Source organism: Levilactobacillus sp. (genome assembly GCF_022646225.1).
GTDB classification, from domain to species: domain Bacteria; phylum Bacillota; class Bacilli; order Lactobacillales; family Lactobacillaceae; genus Levilactobacillus; species Levilactobacillus suantsaiihabitans.
Genome location: NZ_JALCJA010000007.1, coordinates 106179 through 126546, shown reverse-complemented (window position 1 = coordinate 126546; position 20368 = coordinate 106179). Strand labels below are relative to the sequence as shown.

Below are 20368 nucleotides of genomic sequence, written 5' to 3'. Positions count from 1 at the left end.
CCTTTACGCCGCTACACTGGTTTGGCTCTCTCCTAGCGGCCTTTCGTCAGGAGAGCAACGACCCGAAACACATCACTAGATAGACTTAAAAAACGTGTTTAGTCCAACGACTAAGCACGTTTTTTTAATGGTTCATGTACATGTTCCCACGCCCGCTGCAACTCAACAGTGTAGGCGTTAAAACCGATTTGGTTCAGGTGGTCATGGGCGGTGGCCAGGTCAAAGTAGGCCACGCGTTGGAGCTCCTCGTGTTGAATCGTGAAGTCGGCCAGCTGCCGGTCCGTTTGAAAGGCAAACCAGGCCTCAATCCAATGCGAATGGGGCTGGAGCAGGTAGTTGTCGGCCGGACTGACGGGCAGGTCGAGGCCCAATTCCTCGGTCATTTCCCGGTGCATGGCGTCGGTAATGGTCTCCCCCGCCACGACGGAGCCGCCGACGGAACAGTCCCAACAACTGGGAAAGTTCAGCTTATTGGCTGAGCGCTGCTGCAAGAGGACCTCACCGGCGGGATTGAAAATAAAGGCGTCGACCACCAAATGAAAACACCCCGGGCGCACGGGGTCCTGACGCTGTTGCTGGCCCACACGCTGGAGTCGCCGGTCATACACGTCCCAATATTCACTTAACCGATCTGCGGCCATGCGCGTCATCTCCTTAGCTTTAATCCTAGCGTACCACTTTTAGGGTTAAAGGTTGAAGGTTAAATTAAATAACCGCCAAATCCATACCGACTACTCCTGTTCGTAACGCGTAATTTCAAACTGGTGATTCTCGTATTTGGCCATGTAGACGTCCCGAATGTTGGCCACGCCGTGTTGTTTCAGTTGAGCCAAGAGCCAGTTCTCGTCGTGACTCATCAATTCCAAGACGTCGTAGTCAATCTGGCCGTCCACGATGACCGGGTAGCGAATGGACCCGTCGCCCTGGCGCAGGACGGTGAGGCTGCCATTTTGCTCGACGATGGCCCGTTTGACGTCGTTGATTTGATAAACGCCGGCTGTTCGTAACTTGAAATCAATCTCCTTGGCCGATAAATTGGCCTTCAGACAGTTGTGGACCAACAGCTGGCCGTTGCGGATCACGGTGATGGGGCCACCGTCGATGAATTTGCCCACGGCGCGTACGTGAATTTTCAGGTAGCGGGTGACCAAAATCAGGAGCGACCAGATCAACAAGACGATGACGAACTGAATCAGGGTGACGGCGGAATTGTAGATGACTCCGCCGACGATGCCCCCTAAGACGTAGTTTTGGACCTGGTCGATGGCCGAGGTCGGCGCCAGGTTGCCCTTGCCCGAGAAGTTGATCAGCAGCGTCATAAAAATGAAGCCGACTAGTAATTTAATGAAGACATCTGAATAGACAAACATACCGTTACTCCTTTACGATGGTGACTTTGGGCCGCTGTAGCTGAACGCGTTCCACCACGTAGGCGGAGCCGTCTGCATTGTAAGCTAACCGGTAATAGCCGCTGGGGGCCTTGATCAACAGGTTATTGTTCGTGGTCGTGGCGTTGACCGCCAGCTTGCTGGGCTGGACGTCCAGCTGTTTGGCCACGTTTTTGACGATGCCCGTGATCTCACTGGTCTGTTCGGTAGCCGAACGCAAGGAGACCAGACTGTTGATTTGAAAGCCCAAAACGAGCAACAATAACGTGCCGGTGATGATACTCATATCTTTATATTTGACGTTCCAGCTGTGCCGCAGATAGGTGATGAATAGGCCGATGAAGACCGCCAGTAGCGCGATAATCAAGGCAATTCGCAGGTACTGCCAGTTGCTGTGATGATTTGTAAGGTATCCATAAGTATAGAATGTCATCGTGTACTCCCTTCAATTGTTTCTAGGGGTTATTTTATCACGAAATGCCTGATGTGCGGGAAATGATGAAAACAGTCTTTAAATTAAAATATTATGAGAGTATAATTAGAACAATTATCATGAGGGGGTGTCGCGATGGACGGGCAAATCACCAATCGTCAGTCGATCATTCAAATTGTCAAGGCGGCCAGTAGCGATATCATTGGCACGTTGGGTGGGGATGTCTTCAGCTTTGCTTTGGGCTTAATGCTGCTACACACGACGCATTCGGCTATTAGCTTTGGCCTGGGCTCCATCATCTATCCGCTGGTTGGCTTATTGCTAGTCATGCCCGTCGGTAACCTGGTCGACCGTCGCCGGCACAAGCCACTGCTGCTGACGAGTCGGGGCATCGTGGTTCTGAGTTACGGCGTGTATGCATTGTTGGCGCCCCATGTGAGTAACGAAATGGTCCTGGCCATCGTCGTGCTGACCGTGATTGCCAGCGCGGACAAGGTCACGTCCACCACCTACATGGCCTCGGTCCACGAGCTGGTCAACGACAACCACGTGAAGACCCTGTCGACCATTGAACAAGCGGCGATGGCGGGGATTCAGCTGATCTCCCCATTGGTTGCGGCCGCGCTGTACGCCTGGATTGGGTTCGAGGGCATCGTCCGGTTGGAACTCGGCGTGGAAACCATTACCTGGCTGATTGCGTTGAGCATGCGCTTCCATCCGCTGGCCAATGCCATCGACAGTGGTGCGCCCAAGTCGCAGTGGGCCCAATTCAAGGTGGGCCTGGACTATATCCATACCCATTTTACCTTGCAGTCCGTGGTTATCTTGGGCATCTTTTTGAATTTCTTATTGGCGTCGATTGACGTCGGCCTGCCGTACGCCATCGTGCAGACCCGACATCTGGGCAACGCGCGGTTGAGCTGGGTACTGAGTGCCGTGGCCGGTGGGGTGTTGTTGGGCAACCTGGTGTTAACGGTCCTGCCGCGGTTTAAAAATGTGTTGCTGGCCATCTTACGACTATCGTTGATGTTAGGTGGTATCATCGCTGTGATGGGCATCTGCTTCATCGCACCGTTGCGCGCCGCCATTTTGATTGGCAGTTTAATTGTCTTATCGTTTTTCTCTGGCGTTATCCTGGCCTTCGTCAACACGCCAATGTCCGTGTACATGCAAATGACGGTGCCAACCAAATTGCTGGGCCGCGTCGGGTCGACCTTTAGCACGTTGATGCAGCTGGCCTTACCATTAGGGACCGCGGCGTACGGCGTGTTCTTTCAAAAATTTCCAGCCGGGCCCGTCTACCTGATCACGGGTATCGTCATCATGCTTTACATCGGGTTCAACTACCTCTTAGTCCACCATCACGAGGCCGCGGAGCAAATTAAGCGAGGTTAAGTCGTTTTCGTGCTAAACTCGAAGGCGTAGATGAGACGAAATGGAGGGTGAAACGATGCAAGAATTTGATGTCGTGATTATTGGTGGCGGCCCCGGCGGCTTAGCGGCGGCGTACGGATTACACGGCCACGGCCTGAACGTGGCGGTCGTGGAAAAGGACCTCTGGGGTGGCACGTGCCCAAACCGCGGGTGTGACCCGAAGAAGATTCTGATGGCTGCCGTTGAAGCTCAGGGCCGCAGTGAAGCCTTGCAGGGTCATGGGTTGACCAGCGTGCCGCAAATTGACTGGCGCGCGTTGATGGCTAAGAAGCGCGCTTACACGGAAAAGATTCCGTCCGGGACCCTGGGAGGCCTCAAAGCCGCGGGTATTGCGACCTTTCACGGGACGGCCGGTTTCAATACCGATGGCACCTTGACCGTAGGCGAGGACCAACTGAACGCGGCCAACTGGATCATTGCGACCGGCCAAGAACCGCGATTGCTCGACATTCCAGGCAAGGACCTATTGCGCACCAGCAACGACTTCTTAGATTTGGACACGTTACCAGCCGATATCACCTTGATTGGAGCGGGCTACGTCGGCGTCGAACTGGCCGCCATTGCCAGTGCGGCCGGTAGTCGGGTTCATTTGGTCCACCACAACCAGCGGCCGTTGCGGGCCTTTGACGGCGACCTGGTCCACGACCTGATGGACCGGTTGACGGCCGAGGGTGTGGACGTGAAATTGGACACGGACGTGACCGCCGTTGTCGCCGTTGATGACCAGTATCAACTGACGACGGCGAGTGGCGAGACCTGGACGTCGGACCTGGTCTTTTCCACCGCTGGACGGACGCCGGTGATCGACGACCTGCATTTGGCACGCATCGACGTGGTCACCACGCCGCACGGGATTGCCGTCAACGACCGGCTACAGACCACCAATCACCACGTCTTTGCCTTGGGCGACGTGGTCGATCGGCCTCAGCCAAAATTAACGCCGGTGGCCGGCTATGAAGGCCGCTACCTGACGGCGACGCTGACCAACGGCGCGGCTGACCCGATCAGCTACCCGGTCATCCCGTCGGTCGTTTACGGCAAAACGCAATTGGCCCAGTTGGGCGTGACTCCCGCCGAGGCTATTGCGGAACCGGAGAAGTATCACGTCAATGATCTGGACCTAACCCACTGGTACAGCTACCAACGGACAGCTGACCCGGCCGCCAGAATCAAAGTGGTCGTGGATCAGGAGAGTGGCAACATCGTGGGAGCGGCCGTGTTGAGCAGCGAAGCCGAACAAGTCATCAATTACCTGGACTTCGTGATTCAAAACCACATGAGCACGGCGGATATCAACCAGACCATTCTGGCCTACCCAACGCTGGCCTCTGACCTGACTTACTTTAACTAGCCTGGCTCCTACCGTTACGCGTAGGCTGTGCTAGAACGCTGCGGGCGGATGGGTCTCGCCGCCTGTTGGCTCGTGATCGTCCGCTTAGGTCAACGTTACAATGATTATCCATAAAAGATAGAATAGACCCATAAAATTAAAGAAGCACCCCTGGAATTGTCAGGTGGTGCTTTTGTGTTACTCGGATTTGGCGTATGATAGAATTTATTAGACTAAAAGAAGGAGGGGTCCGCGTGGCATTTTTAGGAACGCTGTGTTTAATTTTGATTCTGACGACCTTGGCAGGGAACCTGTCGAACCGGTTGGGCGTCCCGGCCGTGATCGGCGAATTGCTGGTCGGCATTGTTCTGGGACCGGCATTATTGAACTGGGTCCAGCTGAACAGTTTGGTCAGTTTATTTGCCGATATCGGGGTCGTGATTTTGATGTTTCTCGGGGGGCTGGAGAGCAATCTGCAGTTACTGATGAAATATCTGCGCCCGGCGATCGTCGTTGCGACCTCCGGGGTGATTTTTCCCGTTGCCCTGATGGGGCTGACCTCTTGGTGGTGGGGCTTTACGCCACTGGAATCCCTCTTCATTGGTGTGATTTTTTCCGCGACGTCTGTGTCGATCTCGGTCGCCGTGTTAAAGGAATACCATGCGTTGACCACGCGTGAAGGGGCCACGATTTTGGGGGCTGCGGTCGCCGACGACATCATTGGCGTGATTCTGTTATCGCTGATGATCAGTCTGCTGGCCAGCCAAGGCATCCAAACGGCGGGGAGTCAACCCGCCTTGGCGTTGGTCTTGGTGGAACAGGTCGTCTTCTTCGTCGGCACGTACGCGCTGGTCAAATGGATCGCACCGTACCTGATGCATCTGAGTGAGCGTCTGGTGGTGCCGTCCAGCGTGACCATCATGTCGATGGTGATTTGTCTGGGGATGGCTTGGATCGCCGATATCGTCGGCTTAAGTGGGGCCATTGGCGCGTTTTTTGCCGGCATCGCGGTCGCTCACACGCCGTATCGCGCCGTCTTGGCCGATCACGTTGAACCGCTGGGCAACGCCATTTTCATTCCGGTCTTCTTCGTTAGTGTGGGGTTGAATATGACCCTGGATCACTTGGTCGAAAACCTGGGCATCATCGTCATCCTAACGGTGCTGGCCTGCGTCACCAAACTGATTGGCTGTGGCCTTGGGGCACGGTTGAGCGGCTTTAGCAATCTCAGCAGTACCGTCATCGGTACGGGGATGATTGCCCGTGGTGAAATGGGACTGATCACCGCCCAGATTGGCCATGAGGCCGGTCTGCTAGGCGGCAGCGACTACTCCGCCATGATTTTAGTGATTATTTTAGCGACAGTCTTAGCGCCATTATTATTGAAACAGGCATTGAAACACATGCCGACGGGACGCCCGGAACAGGCCGTCTAACAGTGTTGGGGAACACTTAGAAATTTTGCAAAGGGTAGGGGAGTATGATGCGGTTTAATCGGTTATTTTATCGACAAATTGAATTTTGGTTAGGGTGTCTGCTGGTATTGGTGGGGATGGGCTTCTTGATCATCGGCACGGCGTTTACCGTGAGCTGGTGGTTGACGGTCGGCGACATCTGTATTGGGATTGCCCTCATCGTTGACTGTTTACTCGATAGTCCACGTTAGGTTAGAAAAGGCGCCTGGGATGCCTCCCGGACGCCTTTTCCAATTTGCGGGTTCTAGATTGGTTAACCCTACCTTACCGAAGTTAGTGGCCGGCGTCAACGATTTTCGTTTTAACCCGAGAATGGTTGTGAACGGCGACTGATATGGTTGCCGGGCAATTTCTGGGTGCGCGCGGTTAAACGGATTTGTTCAATCAGTTAATAATCACGCTTGCTTTCTAGGGGGAAGACGCGTAAATTTAAATGCGGGATGATTCGCACACGGATTTGGAGGAGAAAACACCATGAGTAAACCCTATTTTTTGATTGGCCTGGCTGCCGTTAGTTTCGGCCTAGCCGCGACCAGCCTGACCAGCGCGCAGGCCGCCACCTGGCACACCGGCACGCCCAAAGTGATGCGCCACACCTGGTACTACAACGGCAAGGCCGATAATAAGGCCTACATCACGTACGGCAAGACCAAGAGTACTGGCAATCTGTTCGGCTACGATACCGCCAGCGCGCGCTATTATCGGCTACCCGGTTATGGCTTGAAGAAGTTGAAATACCAGTCGTTAGGCAAGCACGTTTACCGGCTATCCGGCATTCAGTACTCACCCAAGGGCAGCACGGTCCAGTTCGACGGCCAACGCCTGACTTATAAGGTGAAGGCGACTAAAAAGCAGTTGCATTTTTACAAGGGATACGACAATTACGTGCGCAAGGCGGCCTTTGCCACGATTAAGACGCCCAATGCGTTGAAATAGGTGGGCTGCGTTGCTTGCGGCCAGCACCAACTAATCTATTCATTCAAACGAAAAAACAGCTCCCCACCGCAATTAGGTGGGAGGCCGTTTGGTGTAACAAATTAATTCTGAAACTGAAGGTTGAAAGACGAAAATCGACTGGAATTGCTGGTATCATGCAACTCGTGGCGTCAAAAATAGTCGGATCAGCCTCACAATGCAAACTGGCCGCTTACTGTTCGCCAAATATGGGTTGGAACGCTGGGCCGGGCCAAAGGACGATCTCGACGCCTCGCTTTGAGCCGAGAAACTCGTCTCAAAATGGCCTCATGGCCGAAACGTGTGCCAACAGGCAACGGGTTCTCCGCTTAACACTGCTAGGAAGTTAACCGCCTGTCGTCACACGCTTTTCAAGCGGCTGAACCCATATTTAGCGAACTCTTGACTACGGTAGTCCTTGCCAGTAGTAATCGTCTTAAACCCAGATAATAGCTACGTTGAGTCTATCATTAACACAGTGTTACTGATAGCTGTCAACTTTGCCGGAGGCAGCCAGGGTGGAGCCAGCTGTGTCGGCGGTGTTACCTGGCGTTGTTTGCCAGGTTACAGCGCGGGACGACTTGAGAGACTGGCCGGTTTTTGCCAGGCTTTCAAGCGAACCGGAAGACCGCTTCTCAGGCTGGAGGTGTTCCCCAGAGCAGGCGGAACCCTGGCTGACGCAGGCACCTGGTTTCACCAATCTTAGGTGTCAAAACACTGTCATTACGGCAATCAGCGCGTTAATTTTAGGTTCAACCTTTAATTCTGAAATTCGTGTTCAATAGTCAGGTCGGCCGCGGGGATCTTGTCGGAGGCAATCAGCGGGGAAGCGGGGCCAATCGACAGTAACGTCAAGTGGTGCATGGCCCGCGACGCAATCGTGTACAGCGTCCCGGTCAGTTGCTCGTCGGGGTAGTTGTCAGCCGACACGTTGTAGGCAATCACGCTGTCGAACTCCAAGCCTTTGGCCAGATAGATGGGTAGGACCACCACGCCCTTCGGCAGAGAACGGTCGGTGTCCGTCAGCCGGGTCAGGTCGAAGTCGCGGTGCAGTTCTTGGTAAACGTATTTGGCTTCGGCCGTGCTCTTGGTGAGAATGGCCACGGTCCCGTTGGTGGCGAGCTCGACCGTCAATTCGTGGGCCAAGGCCTTGAATGCGGCCGCCGTGTCGTAACGGATGATGACCTTAGGCAGGTCGCCGGGCCGGTTGAAGGCCTCGATTTGGTCGCCGTCGGGCAGCAAGGCCTTGGCAAACGTCGTGATGGGCAACGTGGAGCGGTAGGACCGTCGCAACGTGATCAGCCGGGCGCGTTTGACGTTCAGCGCGGCATCCAGCTTTTTCAAGATGGCTTCCGGTGCCTCCACGGCCTTGAAGAGGGCCTGCTCGCTGTCGCCCAACAGCGTCAGCTTGGCGCGTGGGAAGGCGTGTTGCAGGTAGATCAGCTGGGCCATTGAGTAGTCTTGCATCTCATCGACGAAGAGGTGTTGCATCCGGTGATTGGCCCCGCCGCCGGTCAAAATATCGCGCAAATACAGTAACGGTGCGGCATCGGTCAGTGCCAATCGGTGGAACTCAATGTCGTGTTGGTAGCCGTCGATGACCGTTTGCCAATCCGCTGCCGGCACGTCGGCGGGCAACGGACACTGCTTGAGAAATTCGGTGAACTGGCTGTAGGCGTCCAGGAAGTAACCGTTGTAAATCGCATCGTCCACGGACCGCAGCCGGCGCCGTACGATTTGCCGGGCGATGAAGTCGATTTCGTCATCGAGTTGTTCAAATTGCCCCAGGTGTTTTTCGCCCAACAGATTGTGGTAATCCTCGTCGCTGAGCTGGTCGATGGTGTCGCGCACCCAGTCGGCCTTGGCTTCTTCGGCGATGCGGTGCTTGAGCCGTTTTTCCAGGACGTTTTTGGTCCGTAACAATCGGTCAGCGGGGGCTGCGGCCAGAGGAATCTGCCGATAGATGTCGCGAATCTCTTCCTTACTGAAGAACACGCGGCTCTTGAAGCGGATGTCGGTGAACTTCAGGTCGTCGGCGGTACAGTTCAGACAGTAATCGCGCACGGCGGTCATCATCGCGGCGCTTTCGCGGAATTGCCGCAGGGGCAGGTTGACCGGCACTTGTTGGTCGGCTTCGTAGCGTTCAAATTGCGTTTGGACGTTCAGCCCCTGGAAGCGTTGGGTGAGAAATTCGGCCAGGGTGACCTGGCGCATGTTGCGCTCGCCCAGGCTGGGAAGCACGTCGCTGATGTAGTGACTGAACAGGCGGTTGGGCGAGAACAAGACGATTTGGTCCGCCTCGAGGTCGCGCCGGCTGTGATACAGCAAAAAGGCAATGCGCTGCAAAATTGCGGACGTCTTGCCCGAACCGGCGACCCCTTGAACTACCAGCAGGTCGCTTTTGGTATCACGGATGATGTCGTTTTGTTCCCGTTGAATGGTCGCCACGATATTTTGCATGGTGGCGTCATTTTGTTCGCCCAGGGCGTGCTGGAGCATTTCATCGCCCACGGTTTCGTTGGTGTCAAACATGCTCTCGATTTTGCCGTCTTGGATCAGAAATTGCCGCTTCTTCAAGAGGTCGGTCTGTTGCGGGCCGGCCGGCGTGTCGTAGGCGACCTGGCCCAGCACCCCGTTGTAGTAAACACTGGAGATAGGCGCGCGCCAGTCGTAGACCAGAAATTCCTGATCGTCGTTGACAAACGAGGCGGTCCCGATGTACAGGGATTCCGGCTGTGTTTCGTCCGGGTCTTGAATGTCGATGCGGCCGAAGTACGGGGATTTTTGGAGTTCCTTAAAGGTATCGAGTTGTCCTTGAATAATGTTTTGGTTTTCTGTCAGCCGCGAGACTAAGGCCCGTTGCTGCTGGAGTTCGGCACTGGTTTCGATTCGGTCATCGACTTCAAACCAGTTGACCGAGGTGTTTTCGCTATAGTTCTTCAACACGTTACGCAGCTCTTGGTGCGCCGCGTCATAGTCGGCAGCGGTCTTATCAATGCGCTTGCCAATCTCATCACTCACGCGGTCGACGCGCTGTTGTTCCTGAGCTTCTTCGCTGGTGGTCAAAACGACCGCCTCCTTTGGGTAGACTAAAGTGCCTAACAAGTTTAGTCATTATTGGGAGCTGTGTCAATCAATCTAGCTTGGAGAATGCGGTGGGACAGGCGGGATTGGGGAAATGTTAGCGGAGCTAGGGCCATTTTAAAATGTGCGCGCGTGGAGAGGGCGTTGAATTTTGTGCAGCTGCATAAGAAAACGCTTACACGATTGGAGCGGTTTATGGTACGCTGAGTGTAAGGTAGCGGTTGTCTCGTGAAAATAGGTGTCATTTACATAGCTCAGGCAATTAGCTACCGCAATACATCGGTGAAAGGATGAGTGATATGCAAGCTTGGCAATTTACGAAGACCCACGCACCACTGCAACTGGTTGAGGTGGCCGATCCCGTTGCCCAGGCCGGTCAAGTGGTCGTGGACATCAAGGCATCCGGTCTCTGTCACACGGACGTCACCATTATGGACGATCCCGGCTGGATGGATTTGGTTCAGCCACCGGTGACCTTGGGGCATGAGTGTGCCGGGGTCATCGCAGCGGTCGGCGCCGGCGTCAGCAAGTTTAAGCCGGGTGACCGCGTTGGGGTCTGTCCCATCGACCCGGACACCCAGGTCTCCATTGGCGGAGTGGTCGACGGCGCGTATGCCAACAAATTGGTCGTCCCCCAAACGGAGCTGATTCCGCTGCCGGATAACGTCTCATTCATCGACGGCGCGGCGGCCACGGATGCCGGGATGACGTCGCATCGCGCCATCTTTGGTGTCGGTGGCGCTCAGGCCGGCATGAAGGTCGGTATCGTGGGCATTGGTGGTATCGGTGATTTTGGCGCCCAGCTGGCAATTGCGGCCGGTTGTGACGTTTACGCCGCGGACCCCAAGCCGGAAGCCAAGCAGATGGCCACGGCCATGGGGTGCAAGGCCATCTTTGATGACGTCAGTGAAATGAAAGAGATTGCACCTGACTTGATTGTAGACTTCGCCGGCTTCGACACTACGACGGCCCACGCGCTGTCCGTGGTGGCGCCGGGCGGCAAGGTCGTCGTGGTGGGGATGGGCATTCTTCACTCGACTATCAGCACCTGGGACCTGATCATGAAACGCGCCCAACTCGTCGGCAGCATGGGCGGTGACAATTCAGACATTGCCTTTTGCTACGATGCATTGTCCAAGGGACTCGTGAAGCCGACGCTGACCACCATCGACTTTAGCCAGATTGATCAAGGCTTGGAAAAGCTGCGGCAAGGTGGCGTCACCGGACGGTTGATTGCGATACAGGCGTAGTGTGGTAGAACCTAGCAACTTGGATAGAAGTAAGGGCCGTTTCCATGGAGGAGCGGCCCTTTTATAAATCGGATTATAATAAAATACAATTAAAATAATTTACACTAATAATGGTGACCAGGGGCGATAATCTGGTATACTGAGATTAGACAAAATTCTTAGTTGATAGCAGTCAGCGAAAAAAGTTGAGTATTCAGCGAAAACTAGGTCGCTGGTGTCCGGGAGATACTGGAAAATGGGTGCATCGAATCTTCATTTCTGGGAAAGTTAATGAAGAATATTAACGTCTAACCCGGCTAAAGAATAGTTGTTAGTAAGTTGCAATCGCAGAAAACGCGGTGGAGGGGGCATTGATCATGATAGTAGGAAGACTAGTGCGACTGTTGGTGATGGTGCTGATTGCCTTAGCCGCTATGGGGATTCGGCAGCTAACTGAACCGTCGCGTGAGGTGGCGCTGGCGGCGGGGACGATTCAAGGTGTTGGTGCCGAAAGTCCAGCGCCACAGAGAATATTTGGATTCTATAGGACAACGGGATTTAATTTACAGCCAGCAGATAGCTACACAGTTGTTGGACATGAGAAAATATTGCGGACTTCGCTTGTGCGCTCAGCGGCTGATCGTTCAGTTCCGTGGCCCTTTGGGGACAAGCAGACGATTCAATGGTTCCAATTGAAAGCTGGCATGAGTAAGTGGGCTAAAGTTAATGGAGCAACGGATGCTAACCTGAAAGTCACACCGCAGCAAGCGGGAGTGGTGTACTATCAGCAGCACTATCATTACTACGGATGGGTGTTTGAAAAAGATCGGTACTCACGAGTCGCCAAGCTAACAACCAAGCCTAGTCCAGTATCAGCAAAAAAATTGGACGTAACGACAGACAGCAATTACCTCTATAACAACCAAGGGGATGCTCAACAAACTTACGTGCACGCCACCCCAACGCCAACTGATGCCACCGGGGAACTCAAGTGGTCGAGTTCTAATCCGGCTTTAGCGACCGTTGATGCCCAATCGGGTCAGGTCACGGCCAATAAGAATCGGGATTCCGGCATCGTTACCATCACGGGAACAATGACCAATACCGATGGTACTGCCGTTTCGGCCAGTGTGCAGATAACGATTGGTGATGGCCTGAATTCACAAACAGTTGATGAAGGGCGGTCTGCCACGTTTAAAATTTTAGGAAAGTTTGATCAGGCCCCCACACAAGTCATTTGGCATCGCATCGATAGTGCTGGTAAGGAGACCGTGGTTAGCAATCAACGTGCGACCAGCTATACGGTGCCTGCCGCTACACCAGCCGATAATCACAATCGGTATTTTGCTGAGGTCAAGATTAAATCTGACGAGAAGGACACGGTTACGACGATTAAGACGGGTCAGGCAACGCTGAACGTTAATCCCAGCACGCAGCCCAGCGTTAAGATCACGAATGCCATTGATAATGTAACTGATTTGTTGAATTTTTCCGAATCGACTGACATTGCGGTCATTGCCAACGACACCTGCCAGCTTACTGGAACAGTGACTGATCAAAATCCAGCGTCGAAACTCAACACAGGTGATTTAGAAGTTAACTTACCACCAGAAGCGATTGTTTCTCGCGTCAGCGTCGACAATCAACCGGCGACTTATACCGTTGTCGGTGATAATCGCATCGATAAGACTTATACTGTGCAGAATCGGAGCTTTAGCAAGACAAAAACGCACACGGTCGTCGTCACCTTTCAGGTACCAACGATGCTGAAAGGCCGCTACAAAACCGGTATTAAGCTGCGCGGATACGACGGACAGACGCCGCCCCAATCGCTGGGAACTTTTAAGGGTAACGCGGTGACCCTGAATTTTACTGATGGTAAAATCGACATCAAAGCAAACGCCGTCAGCTTCGGCGAATTAACGAGTCGTAACTTTGGCCAGAACTTGCCGGGTATCACTACCGGAGATAGTGAGTTGCTGGATATTACGGACAATCGCCGGGTTAAGACCGCCGAACGAATTACGTTACGCCAGATGGCCCCTCTAAGCAATGGGAGCGAATTTTTAAACGCAACGATAAGCTTTGATCCGGGGCATAAGCAACCACTGCAGCAGCTATCGACTGAAGCACGAGATGTTGTCACGACTAAAGATAATGAGGTGCTTTCTTCAATCGGCAAGGACCAAGGTCAAGGACTAACCCTCAACGTGCACACGGGTGCCTGGCAACCGGGCGTATATACGACGAAATTGATTTGGAATATTGTCGCGGCCCCCTAAGAGTTCCGGTTATTGTCAGCGGTCACTTACTATAAAAATCTTTGTAGAAGATACCAGTTTACTTTACGCTGGAAAACCACTAAAATAAGGGAATGGAGCTTGATAAAAGTAGACCAATCGCAGAGAAAAACCGCCCGCGCTGAAACGGTTTTACGGTCGAAGTGGATCAAGCAAGTTTTACCCAATCGATAATAAATTATCGCGGTGTCACCGTTATTGACAAAAGTGGTGGTCATAGATGGCCACAAATTAGGTGGTACCGCGCAGGAGCGTCCTATTGGCATTGGCCAATGGGGCGCCTTTTTAGAAAAGGAGAATACGTTTAATGAGTAAAAAACACGTGATTTTAACTGGTGACCGCCCAACAGGTAAACTGCACATTGGGCATTACGTCGGGTCGTTGAAGAACCGGGTGGCGCTGCAAAATACAGGCGACTACGATACGTACATCATGATTGCCGACATGCAGGCCTTGACCGATAACGCACGCGATCCCGAAAAGATTCGCCACAGCCTGTTGCAAGTGGCCTTGGACTACCTGGCCGTTGGGATTGATCCCGCTAAGTCCACGATTCTGGTCCAGTCCCAGATTCCAGCACTGAATGAATTGACGATGGCTTACTTGAACCTGGTCTCCGTTTCCCGGTTGAACCGGAACCCAACGGTCAAGACCGAAATCAAGCAGAAGGCCTTTGGTGAAAGTGTGCCAGCCGGCTTCTTCATTTACCCGGTTAGCCAGGCCGCTGACATCACGGCGTTCAAGGCCGACACGGTGCCTGTCGGTGAAGACCAAGAACCTATGCTGGAACAGACGCGCGAAATCGTACGGAGTTTCAACAATATTTACCAACAAGAAATCCTAGTAGAACCCGAGGGTTACTTCCCACCAAAGGGGCAAGGTCGGATTCCGGGCCTCGATGGGAACGCCAAGATGAGTAAGTCTTTGGACAATGCTATTTACCTGGGCGACAGTGCCGACACGATTCAAAAGAAGGTCATGTCCATGTACACCGATCCCGAACACGTCCACATCGAAGACCCGGGTCACATTGAAGGCAACACCGTCTTCACTTACCTGGACATTTTTGCCGAAGACCGCGATCACGTTGAAGAACTCAAGGCACAATACCAGCACGGTGGCCTCGGGGATGTTAAGATTAAGCGGTACTTAAATGAAGTCTTACAAGCCAAGCTTCAACCGATTCGCGAACGTCGTGAGGCCTTTGCGGCTGATGAAGGCGCCGTTTACGATATCTTGAAGCAGGGTAGTGAAAAGGCTAACCAAGTGGCGGCCCAGACGTTACACGAAGTCCGGCACGCCATTGGCATCGACTACTTCGGCTAGGCTGAAACGGGGGATGCACCATGCAAAATTTAGCAATTGTTGATTTGGGCTCCAATTCAGTGCGAATGGCCGTCAACGAACTGCATGATGACGGGACTTATCGCGAAGTGAACCGGGTCAAGGCGGACAGTCGGTTGTCCGAGGGCATGGGTCCCGAGAAGATTCTCCAACCCAAAGCCATGGACCGGACGATTGCGGCGCTCAAGTCGTTTCGGCCGTACTACGAGCAACTCCCGCATTTAATCGTCCGGGGGATTGCGACGGCGGCGGTGCGGCAGGCACGCAACCGCGATGAGTTTTTAAAACGGGTCGCGGACGCCACCAATATTGAGTTGGAGGTACTGTCCGGCGACCAGGAAGCCTACTATGACTACCTGGGGGCCGTCAATCGGCTGAAAATTAAGGATTGTCTGTTGCTCGATACCGGCGGGGCCAGTTGTGAACTGGTCCACGTCAAGGACGGGCGCGACGCTAACCTGATCAGTGTGCCGTTTGGCGCGGTCAATCTGTCGGAACAGTTCCGGCTCGATGACCGGGTCACAGCGGTCGACCTGTTCTCCGCGCAAGTCTTCTTACGCGAGCGGCTCCAGGATATTTGGTGGCTCAATGATGCCAAACACCTGCCGCTGGTCTTATTGGGCGGCGCCAACCGGACGCTGGCCCGCATGAATCGCCAGCAACAAAAGATCCTGCACGTGGAAAATATCCACGGCTACCGCCTCACCACGGGGCAGGTCATGAAGACCTTTGAACGCCTCTTGCGCGTGCCCCTGCATGAACGCAAGCGCATTTCCGGCCTGGAGAGCGAGCGCGCAGATATCATTATCGGCGGGATGTTGCCCCTGGTGACGCTCCTGCAGATGCTGGATTCCGACCGCGTCATTTTCTCGGAAAGCGGCGTGCGCGAAGGTATTATCTCGGAGTATCTGAGCCAACGTTAAGGAGGCTGACCAATGCGGCCACAACCATTCTACCGTTTGTCCTATGAGGATCGCCGGCAACGCTTAGCCACGCGGAGTCACCTGACCCGCGCGCAACTGGCGACGATCGCCGCTCACCGGGCAACGGCTGATGAAGATTTAATTGAAAATTATTTAACTACCTACGGCTTACCGGAGGGCGTTGCGGTCAATCTGCGCGTCGATGGTCACGACCTGGCCGTGCCGATGGTCACTGAAGAGCCGTCCGTGATTGCGGCGGCCAGTAACGGCGGCCGGCTGTTGACCAGTCCCCAAGGAATCACGACCACGATCACGCAGCGCGAATTGATGGGCCAAATCGTCTTTCACCATGTGGCTGATCCGGATGCGTTGGCCCAGTGGCTGTTGGCTAACCAGCAGCGCCTGTTAAAGGTGGCCGATGCGGCTCATCCCAGCCTGTTAACACACGGTGGTGGGGCGCGGTCCATTCGGGTGCGGCAACTCCCACCGGATTGGGTGTCGCTCGACTTATTCATTGACGTGGGCGAGGCCATGGGCGCTAATTTAGTCAACACGTTGACCGAGGCGGTCGCGGCCGACATCAAGCTGCACCGCGACGAGGACATTTTGATGAGCATCCTAAGCAACTACGCCACGCACAGTCTGGTCACGGCGCGGTGTCAGGTGCCAGTCGACCAACTCAAGACCAAGGCCATTGACGGCGCGACGGTCGCCCAACGCATTGCGGCGGCCAGCGACTTCGCCCAGGTGGACCCGTACCGCGCCGTGACTCACAACAAGGGCATCATGAACGGCATCGACGCCGTGGTCTTGGCCATGGGCAATGATTGGCGCGCAGTCGAAAGTGGTGTGCACGCCTACGCCAGCCGCAACGGCCATTACCAAGGGGTGAGTCGCTGGTGGGTCGCCGATGGTCAACTGCACGGTGAACTGACCGTGCCACTCGCCCTCGGCTTTGTCGGCGGGGCGACGCGCGTGTTGCCGTTGGTCAAGGTCAACCAGCAACTGGCCCAGGTGACCAATGCCCGGCAATTGATGGGCGTGACGGCCGCTGTGGGGCTGGCGCAAAATGTGGCAGCACTGCGCGCACTGGTGACCGACGGGATTCAACGCGGTCACATGTCTCTGCAGCGTAAGTCACTGGCCTTGTCCGTCGGCGCGACGCCCGCAGAATTGCCCGCGGTGGTGCAACGTCTCGCCGCCATCACCCAACCGACCATGGCACAAGCGACGGCGGCACTGCAAGCCGTCCGCCAAGCAAATTTAAAGAAATAGGGGAATTGAACACGCATGCAAGCAAAAGATATTGAATTAAACGACACAGTGCAAGATTTATTGAACCAAGTCAATGCGCTTTACCCCGGCAAGGTTACCGTCCAAATGATTGGTGAGCTGCAAGCCGGCTTCGTGCGGCATGACCAAGCCCAACAGATGCAAATGGGCAAGGATATCGCCATTCAAGTGGCCGATTTGACGGCGCCCAACTACACGGCGTCCCACGAACTGTTGCATTTACTGATGATCCTGTCCGGTTTCCCGCAGGTCTTCTTCTCATTGACCACGGGCCAACCCGCCCTCGATGAACAGTTGATGATCATGGGCACGGAACTCTACGACATTGTCAGCCACATTGTGGTGGTCAGCGAACAACGCAAGCACCACCTGATCGATGACCACATCAAGGACTTATACTTGAAGGGGGTCACTGCCACCATCAAGCCGGAACCGAACCCGGTCGATGATGAAATGACGTTGCGCACCTTGACGCTGTTGGACGCCCTGGTCTTCTTTGGCACCGACGAACAGGCCATCATGGATCAGTTCGCCCGCGACTACCCAATCAGTTTTGCGGCAGCCCAGAAGCTGTACGGTGTCATCACGGCCAAGCCAGTCGATTCACCATTTAGCTTGCGCCGTAACGTGGTCAAGCTCTTCAAGGCCTTCGACGAACAGCTGGAAGCCTGGAGTTTGCCGGCCCTGCACAACACCGAGTTCACCACGTTGACCAGTGTCTTGTCCAAACGGCAATTGGGGTTACAGGTCAAGCAGATCTTTGAACTGTACCACTCCGACATGCACGAAAAGACCACGCAACGCCGCGGGTACGTCGGCTTCAACAAGGCCGATGAACAAAATGCCTTCGTGTTGCCGTCACCGGCGCCTAAGGATGACACACCGGAATACTTTACCAAGATTTACAGCATGACTGTGGAAGACCTCTTTAAACAACTGAAGATGCCTTACATTTTACGTTAATCTAAGCCAATCAATTCAGAAGGGATGATGGGGATGGAAGCGAGCTTACAAGCAACCTTTGACCAAGCCAAGCACATCGTATTTCTCACGGGTGCGGGCGTTTCGACGCCGTCGGGGATTCCGGATTACCGGTCGAAAAACGGCCTGTACACCGGACACCGCAACGCCGAGTATTATTTGAGTCACGCCTGTCTGGCACAGGAACCAGAAGTCTTTTACGACTACGTGAAGCAAAACCTGTACCATCCGGACGCCAAGCCCAATGTCATTCATGAAAAACAGGCGGCGTTGACGCGCCAAGACCGGGCGACGGTCATCACGCAAAATATCGACAACCTGTACCATGTGGCCGACACCAAGCATTTGGTCGAGTTCCACGGCAACATGTACCGGGTCTACTGCCAGGTTTGTGGCGCCAAGGTGCCGTGGCAACAATATCTCAAGGACCCTCATCATGACGTGGACGGAGGCTGGTTACGGCCGGACGTCGTGCTCTACGATGAGGGGCTCAATGAATTAAACATCCAACGGTCCGTGGCGGCGATGAACCAAGCCGATTTGGTCGTTATCGTTGGGACCTCGATGCGCGTCTACCCGTTCGCCGGCTTGCTGGATTACCGCAATTCGGCGGCCAAGGTGGTCGTTGTCAATCAGGAAAAATTAGATCTGGGCTTTGACTACGACATGGTGCAGGCTGAAGCCACTACGTTCTTCAATGACCTGCAAGTCCGGGGGTAACGCTGATGAGCCATCAAGAAGTCATTCGCCAACTCCGCCGGCTGGTCCGCCGGTTGCGTTGGTTAAGCGGCCTCCAGCTGATTCCCGACACCTTGGTCATCTACGGTATCTTACAGCTGGCCTTCAGCGGGCAAATCGTGACACTGTTCAACACCAGCTTTGACCGCAGCCAAGCGGTGCTGGTCACCGCCATCTTTGCGCTGATCGACCTGTGCGTGACGGGGATTCGCTACAACGACCGGCTGACCGGCAAACGCCTGATTGGCCAATTAAGTGGACGGTTGACCACGCCGGAAGCAGAGTTGATCAAGCAATTTGAACGGTTTAAGTAAAAGCTGAAGATTAAAAGACGGCCAAGATTTTGGGCGCTCTAACGGGACCTGGTTGCCGCCAATAGGCGGTCAGGCCCCAGCAAAGTCATTAGTAACATTGGTTTAAGTCAGGAGGGCTGGGATGATTACGATTGGTTTAACCACCTGGACGGAGCATCCCGCTTTAATTGGCGGTGAGACGCGGCCGGTTACGCTCAGTGAATACGCTGGGCATTTTCCGATGGTCGAGTTGGACACGCCATTTTACGGGATTCCCCGACAAAGTACGATTGAAAAGTGGCAGGCGGCCGTGCCAGACGGGTTTCACTATATTTTGAAGGCCAACCAGGTGATGACCCGCCATGACCGCCAACACGCGGATGACGAAGCGGCCATCAATACGGCGTTCACCGAGTTTCGTTCGGCGATTTGGCCATTGATCCAGGCGCACAAATTGTTGACGGTGCTCTTTCAATTTCCACCGTTCTTCAACCGGACGACCGCTAACATTGATTACCTGCGCCGCGTGCGGGTCTTGATGGGCGACTTGCCGGTAGCGGTGGAATTCCGTAGTCCTAGCTGGTTCGTGACGCCGGGGATGACGGCCGACGTCACGGCTTACCTGAAATCGTTGCACTTCACCAACGTGACGACCGACGAACCCCACAATTTGAATGATGGGATTCCGCTAGTCGAAACGGTCACGACACCGGAACTCGCCGTCGTGCGGCTGCATGGCCGTAACGCCAAGGGCTGGTTCAATCAGGGCCAGGATTGGCGTAAGACCCGGACGCTGTACCGTTACTCAGAAGCCGAATTGCAGGAATTGGCGGCACTGGCCAAGCGGTTGGACGCCCAGGCCAAAGATGTCTGTGTGATCTTTAACAACAACTCTGGTCGAGACGCGGCCCCCAATGCATTGCGCCTCCGCGAGATTCTTGGCCTCCACTGGCAAAATCTGGCCCCCCAGCAGTTGGACTTGTTCTAACGCGCTTGGGTCACAGCGGCTGGACTAGCATCACTACCCAAGAGCCTGGGAGGCTTTCCCAGGCTCTTGCACGTCACCCCGACATAGCGGAAACGTGCGTCAAAAGGCAGCTAGTGGCTTCAAACTGGGGACCCAACGCTCCAAGACCGAGAAGATGAGTCGGTCCGCAGCTTGAATGCG

At 54.4% G+C, this 20368-nt stretch carries 18 protein-coding genes; 14 read left to right on the top strand and 4 right to left on the bottom strand.

The window, feature by feature from the left end:
• Window positions 1-110: 110 nt before the first annotated feature.
• The 3 genes from LKH74_RS11650 to LKH74_RS11640 all read right to left on the bottom strand — a co-directional run bounded on the left by LKH74_RS11650 (window position 111) and on the right by LKH74_RS11640 (window position 1821).
• Window positions 111-641 carry an NUDIX hydrolase gene (locus tag LKH74_RS11650; RefSeq protein WP_135368794.1) on the bottom strand — a complete coding sequence of 177 codons (531 nt, stop codon included), beginning with the start codon at window positions 639-641 and terminating at the stop codon, window positions 111-113.
• A 90-nt stretch (window positions 642-731) separates the two neighbouring features.
• A complete protein-coding gene (locus LKH74_RS11645; RefSeq protein WP_135368793.1) occupies window positions 732-1370 on the bottom strand; it encodes a DUF421 domain-containing protein in 639 nt (212 codons plus the stop codon).
• A gap of 4 nt (window positions 1371-1374) precedes the next feature.
• Entirely contained in the window at window positions 1375-1821 is a 447-nt protein-coding gene (locus LKH74_RS11640) for a DUF3290 domain-containing protein (protein ID WP_135368792.1), read from the bottom strand.
• Window positions 1822-1956: 135 nt separating this feature from the next.
• On the opposite strand from LKH74_RS11640, the gene LKH74_RS11635 reads away from it, so the two are divergent.
• From LKH74_RS11635 to LKH74_RS11615, 5 genes are all read left to right on the top strand, one after another.
• Window positions 1957-3216, top strand: a complete 1260-nt coding sequence (locus LKH74_RS11635; RefSeq protein WP_287708437.1) for an MFS transporter — start codon at window positions 1957-1959, stop codon at window positions 3214-3216.
• Between the two features lie 55 nt (window positions 3217-3271).
• Window positions 3272-4606 carry a dihydrolipoyl dehydrogenase family protein gene (locus LKH74_RS11630; protein WP_287708438.1) on the top strand — a complete coding sequence of 445 codons (1335 nt, stop codon included), beginning with the start codon at window positions 3272-3274 and terminating at the stop codon, window positions 4604-4606.
• Window positions 4607-4839: 233 nt separating this feature from the next.
• Window positions 4840-6021, top strand: a complete 1182-nt coding sequence (locus LKH74_RS11625) for a cation:proton antiporter (protein WP_287708439.1) — start codon at window positions 4840-4842, stop codon at window positions 6019-6021.
• Between the two features lie 44 nt (window positions 6022-6065).
• Entirely contained in the window at window positions 6066-6251 is a 186-nt protein-coding gene (locus LKH74_RS11620) for a hypothetical protein (protein WP_135368788.1), read from the top strand.
• Between the two features lie 283 nt (window positions 6252-6534).
• On the top strand, window positions 6535-6996 hold the full coding sequence (locus tag LKH74_RS11615; protein WP_287708440.1) for a hypothetical protein: 462 nt from the start codon (window positions 6535-6537) through the stop codon (window positions 6994-6996).
• Window positions 6997-7773: 777 nt separating this feature from the next.
• Here the strand turns inward: LKH74_RS11615 and helD are convergent.
• Entirely contained in the window at window positions 7774-10080 is a 2307-nt protein-coding gene (gene helD / locus LKH74_RS11610; protein ID WP_287708441.1) for an RNA polymerase recycling motor HelD, read from the bottom strand.
• Between the two features lie 317 nt (window positions 10081-10397).
• Here helD and LKH74_RS11605 point away from each other — a divergent pair, with 317 nt between their 5' ends.
• The 9 genes from LKH74_RS11605 to LKH74_RS11565 all read left to right on the top strand — a co-directional run bounded on the left by LKH74_RS11605 (window position 10398) and on the right by LKH74_RS11565 (window position 20188).
• The gene (locus tag LKH74_RS11605) at window positions 10398-11348 is read left to right on the top strand and encodes an alcohol dehydrogenase catalytic domain-containing protein (RefSeq protein WP_287708442.1); all 951 of its coding nucleotides are present in this window, start codon (window positions 10398-10400) and stop codon (window positions 11346-11348) included.
• 356 nt (window positions 11349-11704) lie between these two features.
• A complete protein-coding gene (locus LKH74_RS11600) occupies window positions 11705-13609 on the top strand; it encodes an Ig-like domain-containing protein (RefSeq protein WP_287708443.1) in 1905 nt (634 codons plus the stop codon).
• A 325-nt stretch (window positions 13610-13934) separates the two neighbouring features.
• On the top strand, window positions 13935-14954 hold the full coding sequence (gene trpS, locus LKH74_RS11595) for a tryptophan--tRNA ligase (RefSeq protein ID WP_125576223.1): 1020 nt from the start codon (window positions 13935-13937) through the stop codon (window positions 14952-14954).
• A gap of 20 nt (window positions 14955-14974) precedes the next feature.
• Complete coding sequence (locus LKH74_RS11590; protein WP_135368784.1) at window positions 14975-15895, top strand: Ppx/GppA family phosphatase; 921 nt, start codon at window positions 14975-14977, stop codon at window positions 15893-15895.
• Window positions 15896-15907: 12 nt separating this feature from the next.
• Window positions 15908-17170 carry a hydroxymethylglutaryl-CoA reductase, degradative gene (locus tag LKH74_RS11585; RefSeq protein WP_287708445.1) on the top strand — a complete coding sequence of 421 codons (1263 nt, stop codon included), beginning with the start codon at window positions 15908-15910 and terminating at the stop codon, window positions 17168-17170.
• A 15-nt stretch (window positions 17171-17185) separates the two neighbouring features.
• Entirely contained in the window at window positions 17186-18151 is a 966-nt protein-coding gene (locus LKH74_RS11580; protein WP_135368782.1) for an IpaB/EvcA family protein, read from the top strand.
• Window positions 18152-18184: 33 nt separating this feature from the next.
• Window positions 18185-18889: an NAD-dependent protein deacylase gene (locus tag LKH74_RS11575; RefSeq protein WP_135368781.1), complete on the top strand. Its 705-nt coding sequence runs from the start codon at window positions 18185-18187 to the stop codon at window positions 18887-18889.
• Between the two features lie 5 nt (window positions 18890-18894).
• Window positions 18895-19221, top strand: a complete 327-nt coding sequence (locus tag LKH74_RS11570; RefSeq protein WP_135368780.1) for a hypothetical protein — start codon at window positions 18895-18897, stop codon at window positions 19219-19221.
• Window positions 19222-19342: 121 nt separating this feature from the next.
• A complete protein-coding gene (locus LKH74_RS11565) occupies window positions 19343-20188 on the top strand; it encodes a DUF72 domain-containing protein (RefSeq protein WP_287708446.1) in 846 nt (281 codons plus the stop codon).
• The last annotated feature ends 180 nt before the right edge of the window (window positions 20189-20368 follow it).

Excerpts from the sequence above, each read along its gene's own strand:
- LKH74_RS11570 (WP_135368780.1), top strand. The coding sequence starts at position 18,895 with ATGAGCCATCAAGAAGTCATTCGCCAACTCCGCCGGCTGGTCCGCCGG.
- LKH74_RS11630 (WP_287708438.1), top strand. The coding sequence starts at position 3,272 with ATGCAAGAATTTGATGTCGTGATTATTGGTGGCGGCCCCGGCGGCTTA.
- LKH74_RS11645 (WP_135368793.1), bottom strand. The coding sequence starts at position 1,370 with ATGTTTGTCTATTCAGATGTCTTCATTAAATTACTAGTCGGCTTCATT.
- LKH74_RS11650 (WP_135368794.1), bottom strand. The coding sequence starts at position 641 with ATGGCCGCAGATCGGTTAAGTGAATATTGGGACGTGTATGACCGGCGA.
- LKH74_RS11615 (WP_287708440.1), top strand. The coding sequence starts at position 6,535 with ATGAGTAAACCCTATTTTTTGATTGGCCTGGCTGCCGTTAGTTTCGGC.
- LKH74_RS11600 (WP_287708443.1), top strand. The coding sequence starts at position 11,705 with ATGATAGTAGGAAGACTAGTGCGACTGTTGGTGATGGTGCTGATTGCC.
- LKH74_RS11635 (WP_287708437.1), top strand. The coding sequence starts at position 1,957 with ATGGACGGGCAAATCACCAATCGTCAGTCGATCATTCAAATTGTCAAG.
- LKH74_RS11640 (WP_135368792.1), bottom strand. The coding sequence starts at position 1,821 with ATGACATTCTATACTTATGGATACCTTACAAATCATCACAGCAACTGG.
- LKH74_RS11590 (WP_135368784.1), top strand. The coding sequence starts at position 14,975 with ATGCAAAATTTAGCAATTGTTGATTTGGGCTCCAATTCAGTGCGAATG.
- LKH74_RS11620 (WP_135368788.1), top strand. The coding sequence starts at position 6,066 with ATGATGCGGTTTAATCGGTTATTTTATCGACAAATTGAATTTTGGTTA.
- LKH74_RS11565 (WP_287708446.1), top strand. The coding sequence starts at position 19,343 with ATGATTACGATTGGTTTAACCACCTGGACGGAGCATCCCGCTTTAATT.
- LKH74_RS11575 (WP_135368781.1), top strand. The coding sequence starts at position 18,185 with ATGGAAGCGAGCTTACAAGCAACCTTTGACCAAGCCAAGCACATCGTA.
- LKH74_RS11605 (WP_287708442.1), top strand. The coding sequence starts at position 10,398 with ATGCAAGCTTGGCAATTTACGAAGACCCACGCACCACTGCAACTGGTT.
- LKH74_RS11585 (WP_287708445.1), top strand. The coding sequence starts at position 15,908 with ATGCGGCCACAACCATTCTACCGTTTGTCCTATGAGGATCGCCGGCAA.
- LKH74_RS11580 (WP_135368782.1), top strand. The coding sequence starts at position 17,186 with ATGCAAGCAAAAGATATTGAATTAAACGACACAGTGCAAGATTTATTG.
- trpS (WP_125576223.1), top strand. The coding sequence starts at position 13,935 with ATGAGTAAAAAACACGTGATTTTAACTGGTGACCGCCCAACAGGTAAA.